Annotated in this window: 9 protein-coding genes; 6 read left to right on the plus strand and 3 right to left on the minus strand. The window is 72.7% G+C overall.

Annotated features, from left to right (window positions below; translation table 11 throughout):
- The first annotated feature begins 115 nt into the window (after nt 1–115).
- The 3 genes from DQW06_RS05935 (at nt 116) to DQW06_RS05945 (ending at nt 3139) form a co-directional block, all read left to right on the plus strand.
- Complete coding sequence (locus DQW06_RS05935; RefSeq protein ID WP_232832963.1) at nt 116–1213, plus strand: ScbA/BarX family gamma-butyrolactone biosynthesis protein; 1098 nt, start codon at nt 116–118, stop codon at nt 1211–1213.
- A 35-nt stretch (nt 1214–1248) separates the two neighbouring features.
- Complete coding sequence (locus tag DQW06_RS05940) at nt 1249–1998, plus strand: HAD family phosphatase (RefSeq protein ID WP_013154381.1); 750 nt, start codon at nt 1249–1251, stop codon at nt 1996–1998.
- A gap of 85 nt (nt 1999–2083) precedes the next feature.
- Nucleotides 2084–3139 (plus strand): 3-oxoacyl-ACP synthase III family protein, encoded by a 1056-nt coding sequence (locus DQW06_RS05945; protein ID WP_013154380.1) that lies wholly within the window; start codon nt 2084–2086, stop codon nt 3137–3139.
- 285 nt (nt 3140–3424) lie between these two features.
- Here the strand turns inward: DQW06_RS05945 and DQW06_RS29785 are convergent, their stop codons facing one another.
- From DQW06_RS29785 to DQW06_RS05960, 3 genes are all read right to left on the minus strand, one after another.
- Complete coding sequence (locus DQW06_RS29785; protein WP_013154379.1) at nt 3425–3889, minus strand: MarR family winged helix-turn-helix transcriptional regulator; 465 nt, start codon at nt 3887–3889, stop codon at nt 3425–3427.
- A gap of 99 nt (nt 3890–3988) precedes the next feature.
- Complete coding sequence (locus tag DQW06_RS05955) at nt 3989–4951, minus strand: aldo/keto reductase (RefSeq protein WP_071622526.1); 963 nt, start codon at nt 4949–4951, stop codon at nt 3989–3991.
- Between the two features lie 106 nt (nt 4952–5057).
- The gene (locus tag DQW06_RS05960; RefSeq protein WP_232051686.1) at nt 5058–6350 is read right to left on the minus strand and encodes an AMP-dependent synthetase; all 1293 of its coding nucleotides are present in this window, start codon (nt 6348–6350) and stop codon (nt 5058–5060) included.
- Between the two features lie 539 nt (nt 6351–6889).
- On the opposite strand from DQW06_RS05960, the gene DQW06_RS05965 reads away from it, so the two are divergent.
- From DQW06_RS05965 to DQW06_RS05975, 3 genes are all read left to right on the plus strand, one after another.
- The gene (locus DQW06_RS05965; RefSeq protein ID WP_117198111.1) at nt 6890–8164 is read left to right on the plus strand and encodes a glutamate-5-semialdehyde dehydrogenase; all 1275 of its coding nucleotides are present in this window, start codon (nt 6890–6892) and stop codon (nt 8162–8164) included.
- Nucleotides 8165–8460: 296 nt separating this feature from the next.
- Nucleotides 8461–9432, plus strand: a complete 972-nt coding sequence (locus tag DQW06_RS05970) for a hypothetical protein (RefSeq protein WP_071622525.1) — start codon at nt 8461–8463, stop codon at nt 9430–9432.
- 178 nt (nt 9433–9610) lie between these two features.
- On the plus strand, nt 9611–10342 hold the full coding sequence (locus DQW06_RS05975) for a S9 family peptidase (RefSeq protein ID WP_013154374.1): 732 nt from the start codon (nt 9611–9613) through the stop codon (nt 10340–10342).
- The last annotated feature ends 127 nt before the right edge of the window (nt 10343–10469 follow it).

Consider the following 10469-nt stretch of genomic DNA (forward strand, 5'->3'; position numbering starts at 1 on the left):
GACCCCGGACCCCGGCCTCCGACCCGCCGTACCGACGCACCGCGGGGAGACGCTCTCCGCCCGCGGCCCCCACATCAGGACCACAAGCCCGAGGAATGTGAGACAGACCATGCAGATGCCCGTGCACCACCTCCTCAACGGCGCCACCGACACCGTGACCGCAGGCACGGAGGGTCCGGCCCTGGACTACGAGCGGACCGTTGACCGCACCGTCGTCCACCGGGAGTCGTTGGCGGAGGTCTTCGTCACCGACACCCAGCCCCTCGGAGGGGACGCCCACGCGGCCGCCGCCCAGCTCCCCCGTTCACACGCCTACTACGGCGACCACCTGCTCCGCCCCCGCCGCCACGACCCCGTGCTGCTGCTCGAAGCATGCCGACAGGTGGGGCTGGCCATCGCGCACACCCACTACGGCGTCCCCTTCGACCACAAGTTCGTGCTCACCACCCTGGGCATCACCATCACGCGCCCCGAGCTGATGACGGTGGGGACGGCTCCGTGCGCCCTCCGCATGCTCTGCTCCGTCGGGGACAAGAGGGTCAAGGAAGGACGCGTCGTCGGCTACGACGCCAGGTTCCGGCTCTTCGTCGACGGCACGGAGGTCGGCAACGCCGTCGTCGGCCTGCGGTTCAAGTCCCCGGCGAGCTACGAGGCGCTGCGCCTGCGCAACCGCTCCGGCGAGCCGGTCCCCTCCACGGAGACCTTCGTCTTCACCGTCGGCGGGGAGCTCCCCGCCCCCTACCTCGTCGGCCGGTCGAACGGCGACAACGTGGTCCTGACCGGGCTCGCGGGGGCCGGGGACACCGTGTCGGCCTCCCTGCGCGTGCTGCCCCAGCACCCGAGCCTGTTCGACCACGCCCAGGACCACCTGCCGGGCATGGTCCTGATCGAGGCCGGGCGCCAACTGGCCCTGAACACGCTCCTGGAGGTCCGGGGCACCTCGCCGGCCAAGGCCTACCCCACCGAGATCACCGCCACCTTCACCAGCTTCGGAGAACTGGAGCCCCGGACCGAGTTGCGGGCCGTCACCGCTCCGGCGGGGGCGGAGGGGCCCGAGGAGGAGGGCGTCTACTACACGCAGGGCGGAATCGTGGAGTTCCTCGCGCCCACCGGCGGCCCCGAACCCGCCCCGACCTCCGTCGAGGTGGACGTGCTCCAGAGGGGCGCGTCGATCTGCCGGATCGAGGTCGGCCTGGTCCGCCTCCCCGCGTGAAGCGGACCGTACCGACCCCTACGACAGGAGAAGCCATGACCCTCGCGAACGGAGCGCACACCCCGGGGACCCGGGGGCGCGGCATCGCGTTCTTCGACGTGGACGAGACGCTCATCGGACCGAAGAGCATGTTCTCGTTCCTGGAGTTCCACCTCGGGAACGGCTCCAGACCGCCCGGCTCCTACGAACGGGCCGTGGCCCACCTCAGGGCGGCGGCGGCCCGGGGCGTGCCCCGCCAGGACGTCAACCGCCTCTACTACCGCATCATGGCGGGCGAGTCCGTCGAGGGGCTGCGCGCCGAGGGGCGGGCGTGGTTCTCCGAGGCCGCGCGCGTGCCGGGCTTCTGGCACACGCCGGTGCTGGAGCGCCTGCGCCGCCACCGGGCCGAGGGCGACCTGGTCGTCCTGCTCTCGGGCTCCTTCTTCGCCTGCCTGGACCCGATCGCGGAGGAGGCCGGAGCCCACTGGGCACTGGGCACACGGCCGGTCGTCCGCGGCGGGCACCTGACCGGTGAGGTCCTCGTCCCCATGATCGGCGCGACGAAGGAGACCGCCGCCAGGGCCGCCGCGGCGGTGAGAGGCGTACCCCTGTCCTCGTGCACCGCCTACGGAGACCACTCCAGCGACCTCGCCCTGCTGTCGGCCGTGGGAGTCCCGGTCGCCGTCGGCGAGGACGCGACGCTCACCGCGCACGCCGAGGCCAACGGATGGGAACGCGTCCGCTCCGGCCGCCCGGGCCCCGGCGCGGCGGAGGGAGCCCCGCGCCTCCCGTCGGTGAACGCGTGACGCCGGGTCGGGAGCGCCTCCGCGCGGTGCGGCGGCGCTCCCGGGCCCTCCCCTCCCCGCAGCCCAGCAAGAAGGAGACAGCACGATGACCATCGCCATCCTCGGTACGGGCTCGTACCTGCCGGACGAAGTGGTCGGCAACGAGCCGATCGCCCGCACCGCCGGTGTCACAGACGAGTGGATCCGCCGCAAGACGGGGATCCGCGAGCGCCGACGCGCCGCCCCCGACCAGGCCACCTCCGACCTCGCCGCGGCGGCCGGCCGACGGGCCCTGGCACAGGCGGGCGTGTCCGCGGACCGCCTGGCCTACGTCATCGTCGCCACGTCCACCCCGGACCACCCCCAGCCCGCGACGGCCAGCATCACCCAGCACCTGCTCGGCGCGCGGTCCGCGGCGGCGTTCGACGTCAACGCCGTGTGCAGCGGCTTCGTCTACGCCCTCTCCGTGGCCGAGCACCTGCTGCGGCCGCACGGGGAGGCCTACGCGCTGGTCATCGGCGCGGACATCTACTCCCGGATCCTCGACTACGGCGACCGCAGGACGGCGGTCCTGTTCGGCGACGGCGCGGGCGCGGTCCTGCTGGGGCCCGCGCACGACCGCGGCGGCGTCGTGGGGACGCAGCTGCTCACCGACGGGGACCACCACCACCTGATCAGGGTTCCGGCCGGGGGCTCGCGCCTGCCCGCCTCCGCGGAGACCCTGGGACAGGGCGGGCACTTCTTCACGATGGAGGGCCGCGGCGTGCGCGAGTACGTCACCCGGCGGCTGCCCGAGGCGGTCCACCGGATGCTCGACGGCCTGGGCGTGGACCGGGAGGAGATCCGCCACTTCGTGCCCCACCAGGCCAACGGCGCCATGCTCGAGGACGTCTGGCCGTCGCTGGGCCTGGACAACGCCCACCTCCACCTGACCGTGCAGACCCATGGCAACACGGGTTCGGGATCGGTGCCCGTCGCCCTGGACACGGTGCACCGCGCCGGGCTGCTCGAACGGGACGACCTCGTCCTGCTCGCGGGGTTCGGCGGCGGCATGAGCGTCGGGCTGGCCCTCGTGCGGTGGAGTCCCGTGGCCGCGAGGGCGGCCTCCGTGGTCCGTTCGGTCCGCTCCGCGGGGACGACTCCGGTCCACGTTCCCGCGTGACCCCTCCCGGCCCGGGAGGCGGGGCGGGGCGTGTCCGGTCCCCGGGGCCGTGCACGCTCCATCCCGGGACGTGCGTGAACGGTCGGCGCCCCGACCGTGGGGGCGCGGCCTCTTCCGGAAGCCTTTCCCGGGACGCCTGTCCGGGTGCCTTTCAGGACGCCTGGGGGAGCGCCCCTGCGAGCGCCTCTCCGGGAGGGCGCGGGAGGCGGGCGCCCACGGAGCGGCGGGGCGGGGCCCCGTCCGGCTCCCCGCGCGGTGACGCCGGGGCGCCCGCCCGGACCGGGGTCACTCCTCGCCCAGGTCCGCCAGTTCGGTGCGGGTCTCCGCGGAGACCTCCGCGCACCGGCTGAGGAAGCGGACGAACTCACCCTCCTCCTCGCTGCTGAACGCCTCGCTCAGCCGCATCTCCACCCGGATCGCGGCCTCGTCCGCCTTGGCGAGCAGGTCCTGTCCGCTGGGGGAGAGCCTCGTCTCCAGGATGTGGGAGTGCAACGGGTGGGGCTTGCGCTCGATCAGTTCGCGCCTGCTCAGGGTCGCGAGGACCGAGGACATCGTCTGGGGGGTCACCAGGCACCTGCGGGCCAGGATCGCACCTGAGGCCCCGGGCTCCTCCGAGAGCACGAGCAGGACCGTGTACTGGGGGACCGAGAGGTTGAACTGCCTCAGAACAGCGTGCTTCGCGGAGATCAGCTCCTGCTCGGCGCGCTTCAGGTGATGACCGATCCGCTGGTCCATGGGAAGCTGGGTCATCTGGGAATCGTATCTCAGAGCGCCTGTCCCTCCGTGCTCGTCGGCCGGTCGTCAGGCCGGCGCCGGGAGCCGTCCGCTCCACCCCGGCTCGGGGGAGGGTCAGTACCGTGCGCCCGCGGTGGCGTCGGCGATGGTGTCGAGTTCGGCGAGGTCCTCCGGGGAGAGGACCAGGTCCGCGCCGCCCACGTTCTCCTCCAGGCGTTCGCGCCTCTTGGTTCCCGGGATGGGGACGACGGGCAGGCCCCAGCGCTCGGCCTGGGCGTGGACCCACGCCAGGGCGACCTGGCCCGGGGTCGCGCCGTGCGCCTCGGCCACCCGCCGCACGATGGCGAGCAGATCCTGGTTGCGCACGGCGTTCTCGCCGGAGAAGCGCGGCTTGCCGCGGCGGAAGTCGTCGGCGGACAGCTCCTCCACCGGAGGGAGGGCCCCGGTGAGGAAGCCGCGCCCCAGCGGGGAGTAGGGGACGAAGCCCACGCCGAGCCGCGCGCACTCGCCCACCACGGACTCCTCCACGTCGCGGCTCCACAGCGACCACTCCGTCTGCACGGCGGCGATCGGGTGCACGGCGTGGGCGGCGCGCAGTTCGTCGGCGCTCACCTCGGACAGCCCCAGGTGGCGCACCTTGCCCTGGGCGACCAGCTCGGCCATGGCCCCGACCGTCTCCTCGACGGGGACCGAGGTGTCGCGCCGGTGCATGTAGTAGAGGTCGATCGTCTCGACGCCCAGGCGGGAGAGGCTGGCGTCGCAGGCCGCGTGGACGTACTCCGCGTCCCCGCGGTGGCTGCGGGCGCCGGTCCCGCGGTCGCGGACGATCCCGAACTTGGTGGCGAGGACGACCTCCTCCCGCCGTTCCCGGACGACCTTGCCCACCAGCTCCTCGTTGGCCCCGTGCCCGTACATGTCCGCGGTGTCGAGGAAGCCGACGCCCAGGTCCAGGGCGTGGTGCAGGGTCGCGAGGGAGTCGGCCTCGTCTCCCGGGCCGTAGAACTCGCTCATCCCCATGCAGCCCAGCCCCTGGGCGGACACGGTGGGGCCGTCGGTGGTCAGCGGAACAGTCCGCATGCGCACTCCTGTGCTCGGTGGTCGTGCTCGACGCGACTCAGGGAGGTGCTACCCGGGGGTGTGACCTGGGCGCCGCATACGGCGCGTGCGACCCGCCCTCCTGAACCTATGCCGAGAAGGTACCATAAGAACCCTGACCCTGACTCGATATCGATTGGATTCGGAGGCGTCCCCCCTCGCGCACCAGGAACTCGGGGGCCGACCCGTCCGGGAGTTCCCGCAGCATGTGCCGGGAGACGATGACCTCGAAGGACTCCGGAGCCTCCTCCGTCACCTCGGACAGTCCCAGCGACTCGGACAGCACGTGCTGCCGGATCCACTCGCCGGTGTAGAGCTCGGACCTGGTCTCCGGGCGCAGCCGGACCCGCAGGTGGAGCCGTTCGTCCTCGGTGTGGGGATCGACCAGGACGACCTGGGCCGCCTCCACCGAGTCGAGCCGCAGGGCCAGCGGCACGAGGTCGAGGGGGGAGACCACGCGGCTGAGCGGCCCCATCGGGGCGTCTATGCGGCTGTGGGTGCGCACCGCGGGACCGGGCAGGCCGCAGGGGCAGGCCGTCCATTCGGCCGCGACCCCGGTCTCGTAGCGCAGCAGCGGGACGACCGCCTTCTCGTGTGTGACGGTCACCAGCATGCGCCCGTCGACGATCTCCGTGTACTGGTGGGGGAGAGGGTGGAGGGTGTCGTTGGCGCAGTCCGGGCCGCTGTGCCCGATGATCCAGGTCTCCGCCGAGCCGAAGAGCGCCCATGTGCGCAGGTGGGGAAAGTGTGTCCGGATCAGCGCTCGGGTGGCGGCGTCCATGGCCGGACCGCTCCACAGCACCTTGCGCAGGAACCCGAGGTCCCGGCCGGACGCGGCGCAGTAACGGAGCAGGCTCCGGAAGGTGTCGAGGGTGGTGCCCAGGGCGTTGACCCCGTGGCGCTCGAACAGGTCGAGGTAGGCGTCGATCATCTGGTCGGTCGGCGCGTCCATGGAGAGTGTGGGCACCCCGGCCCTGGCGGCGAGTCCGTTGTGCAGCTCCTGGCAGGCCCGCATGTGGAACGGGGTGCCGAGGGTGGTGAACAGGTCGCCCTGTTCGAAGGGGCGCACGTGCGGCGCGATCTCGTCCAGGTACAGGTCCGCCGGGACCGCCCCCAGGCGCATGGTCGACCGGGTGCCCCCCATGACGTTCAGGGAGGCGCGGGTCAGGGCGGACGGGTCGGTGCGCACCAGGGTGTCGATCGCCCGGCCCAGTTCGTCCCTGTCGAGCGTGGGGAGGTCGGACAGCTCCGGCGCGGAGGCCCCGGAGACGTGGCGGAGGTACTTCTCCCGCAGCACCGGAATCCTGGACAGCCGGGCCAGTGCCCCTGCCGTGGACGGAGCCCCGCCGAGGCTCGTTCGCGGACCGAAATTCGTTGTCATTCTCGCACTCGCGTTCCTGGTGTACTCAAATGCGGCCGATCACGGTAGTTCGTACTGCTGCATAGCCATGAATCCGAAGTGACCAGAAGTTCCCTGGACTTCGTCGTCCAGTCGTCGGCGGGGCGGGCCGCAGCCGCCTTCGGAATGCGTCCATTCGAGAGAATGCGACGATATCCGAGGCGCTCTCCGGGGCCGTGTGACCGCGTCGACACCTTTCGTTATCGTCCGTCGTCGGGGGCGTTCCCCTGAGACGGGCCCTTGTCTCCCGCGTTATATGACCTTCCTCACGTGCGGCCTGTGGGACGTCACGCCCGGTGACCGGTCCGGGTTGGGGTACCAGCGTCCGTCCGGTGGACGCCGAGGTGGCGGGCCGGACCGGACGGCCCGGCCGTGCGCGCCCGACTCCGCCCTGTGGACAACCTCCGTCCGGCGGGGCCGCGCTATACGCTGAAAGCGTTCACCCCGGCGCATGCCCCTGAGACCCTTCGACGCCGCAGGGCGGGTACGCCGGGATGGCCTCCCAACCAAGAGAGAGCACCATGAGTGACATCGAGCGCGAGGTCCACGCGGTAGCCGGGCGGGCCAGGGACGCGGCGGCCGACCTCGCCCCGCTCAGCCGGGCGGTCAAGGACGCCGCGCTGCTGGCGATCGCCGACGCCCTGGTCAAGCGGTCCGACGAGATCACCGCGGCCAACGCCGAGGACGTGGCGCGGGCCCGCGAGGACGGCACCAGCCCGGCCATGGTCGACCGGCTCACCCTCACCCCGCAGCGGATCGAGGCCATCGCCGAGGCCGTCCGCGAGATCGTCGAGCTCCCCGATCCGGTGGGCGAGTCCGTGCGCGGATCCGTGCTGCCCAACGGCCTGGACCTGCGCCAGATCCGGGTGCCGCTCGGTGTCATCGGCATCATCTACGAGGGCCGCCCCAACGTCACCGTGGACGCCGCCGCCCTGTGCCTCAAGAGCGGCAACGCCGCCCTGCTGCGCGGCTCCTCCTCGGCCTACTCCTCCAACACCGCCATCGTCGGGGTCCTGCGGGACGCCCTGGAGGGCACCGGGGTCCCGGTGGACGCCGTCCAGATGGTGCCCGGCCGCACCCGCGAGTCCTCCACCGCGCTCATGCGGGCGCGCGGCCTGGTGGACGTGCTCATCCCGCGCGGCGGGGGCTCCCTCATCCAGGCCGTGGTGCGCGACTCCACCGTGCCGGTCATCGAGACCGGCGAGGGCCTGTGCCACGTCTACGTGGACGCCGACGCCGACCTCGACAAGGCCGTGGCCATCACCGCCAACGCCAAGGCGCAGCGCTGCTCGGTGTGCAACTCCGCCGAGACCCTGCTGGTGCACGAGGCCGTGGCCGAGGAGTTCCTGCCACGCGTGCTGCGGGCCCTCGGCGAGAGCGGCGTGACCGTGCACGGCGACCCCCGGGTGCTGGAGGCCGCCGCCGCCCACCCGACCGGGGCCCGGGTGGTCGAGGCCACGGAGGAGGACTGGGCGACCGAGTACCTGTCCATGGACCTGGCCGTGCGGGTGGTGCCCACCATCGACGAGGCGCTGGCCCACATCCGCAGGTACTCCACCCAGCACACCGAGGCCATCGTCACCGACTCGCTGAAGGCCTCCCGGTACTTCGTCTCCCGGGTGGACTCCGCGGCGGTCATGGTCAACGCCTCCACCAGGTTCACCGACGGCGGCGAGTTCGGCTTCGGCGCGGAGATCGGCATCTCCACCCAGAAGCTGCACGCCAGAGGCCCGATGGGGCTGACCGAGATGACCTCCACCAAGTACGTGGTCACCGGGGACGGCCACCTCAAGTAGCCGCGCGCGCCGGGGCCGCCCTCGGGGCGGCGGCCCCGGGCCGCAAAGGACCACACGCCACGGGGCCGGCCTGACGCGTGTGTCCGTTGTGCTACCGAGAGTCACTTCCGGGGTTCGGGGGACCGTTGGCATCTGGAGCGTTTTCCCGCTGGAAACCTGGACAGAAGCGAATCTTCGTCTAGCACGTATTCCCAAAGGGACGGCTGGTCGGTAATTTCACTGTGGTGTCTCACGGCGCGCCTCCGCATCGCTCGGAGTGTCGCCCCCCCACGGTCACAACGAAAGGAATCCCCCGAATGAAGCTCCGGAGCAAGGTCGCTGCCATCGCCACGACCGCCCTGGCCGTCGGTGGTGTCACGCTGATGGCCTCCCCCGCCCAGGCTGACCTGGTCACCCTCTGCTCGGGCCACGGCGGTGCCATCACCCTGCCCACGGACCTCGCGGTCCCCGCCGGCAAGAGCTGCTTCCTGGACGGCACGGTCATCCAGGGCGACGTCACCGTGCGCCAGGGTGCCAACCTGCACATCATCGGCGGTGAGATCGAGGGGAAGGTGACCGTCCAGCAGGACGCCTACTTCGACTCCCAGGAGACCTCCGTCGGCGACCGCGTGGTCAACCGCGGCTCCTACGGCACCTACCTGGAGAACAGCTCCACGGGTGCCGCCCTGCGCGCCGTCCCGGTCGACGGCGGCAACACCGACGGCTTCGCCTACGTGGTGGACTCCTCCGTCCACAGCATCAACGCCGAGGTCGGCGCCGTCTACGTCTCCGGCTCGCGCATCGGCGGCGCCGTCAAGGCCGACGGTGTCGAGTACGCCGACATCTACGACTCCGTGGTGCGCGGCGCCCTGACCGTCAACAACCCCGCCAGCGGCGGCATCCTCTGCGACAGCGAGGTGATCGGCGCGGCCACCTACAGCGGCGGCACGGGTCCGGTCGCGGTCGGCGCCGGGGAGCAGGAGGGCTTCTGCTCCTCCGTCAACTACGTCGACGGCGACCTGAGCGTCACCGGCGTCAGCGGCGGCGTCTACATCGACAACAACATCGTCGGCGGTGACCTGTCCACCTCCGCCAACAGCCCGACCGCCCAGATCGGTGAGAACAACCGCGTCCGCGGCGACATCCTCACCGAGGAGATCGCCCTGCGCAGCTTCTCCGCCGCCGTGGTCGAGGAGTTCGAGGCGCACGAGGACGACCTGGTCGAGGAGGTCGAGGAGGCCCGCTCCACGACCATCGACGAGGCCATGGCCGCCGGTCCCGCCTTCTAGGACCCGCTCTCCGGTCACGCCAGGACGCCCGACAGCGCCGACGGCCCCGCCGTCGGCGCTGCCGTGTGCCAGGGGCCCGCGACCCCGCCGGAGCGCATCGTGGGGACGCGCGGTGGGGGAGGTGGGGAGAGGGCTGTTACCGTCCGCGGGAGGCCATCCCGACGACGAGGAGCGACGCGTGCCCACCACCGTGTCCTACGGAGAGCACCCCAGCCAGATCGCGCACCTGTGGGAACCGGAGGGCGGCGCGCCCGCGCCCGTCGCCGCCCTGCTGCACGGCGGCTGGTGGCGGGACGGGCTCGACGCCGGGCTCATGGATCCGCTGGCCCGCGACCTGGCCGCCGCCGGGTGGGCGGTGTGGAACGTGGAGTACCGCCGCACCGGCGACGACGGGGGCGGCTGGCCGCAGACGCTCGACGACGTCGACCGCGCCCTGGCGGCCCTCGCCGAGACCGCGGCCGGCGAGCCCGGCCGCTACGACCTGTCCCGCACGGTGTCCGTCGGCCACTCGGCGGGCGGGCACCTGGCCCTGCTCAACGCGCTCCACCCCCGCACGCCCGTGCGCGCCGTGGTCGCCCTCGCGCCGGTCACCGACCCCGAGCGCTGCGCACGGGAGGGACTGGGCGAGGGAGCGGTGGAGCCGTTCCTGGGCCCCGCCCCCTCCGCGCGGGTGTACGCCGCCAGCTCGCCGCTGCTGCGCGTGCCGCTGGGGGTGCCCCAACTCGTCGTACACGGGGACGCCGACCAGCGCGTCCCGGTCGACCACAGCCGCGTCTACGTGGCCGCCGCGCGCGCCGCGGGGGACACCGTGGACCACCACGAGCCGGTCGGAGCCGACCACTTCGCGGTCATCGACCCCGCCCACCCCGCCTGGCGGGGGGTGCGCGCCTACCTCGCCGACCTGCGCTGAGCCGGACACGCCCGAAGACGCGGTCGCACCTCGCGACGTAGGAGCCCCCGGCTCAGCGGAGCCGCGCGCCGGGGAGCGCACCCGCCGGTCACGCCGGAGGGGCGGCCCGCGTACGGGGGCCGCCCCT

The organism is Nocardiopsis sp. TNDT3, from assembly GCF_003427465.1.
GTDB lineage: Bacteria > Actinomycetota > Actinomycetes > Streptosporangiales > Streptosporangiaceae > Nocardiopsis > Nocardiopsis dassonvillei.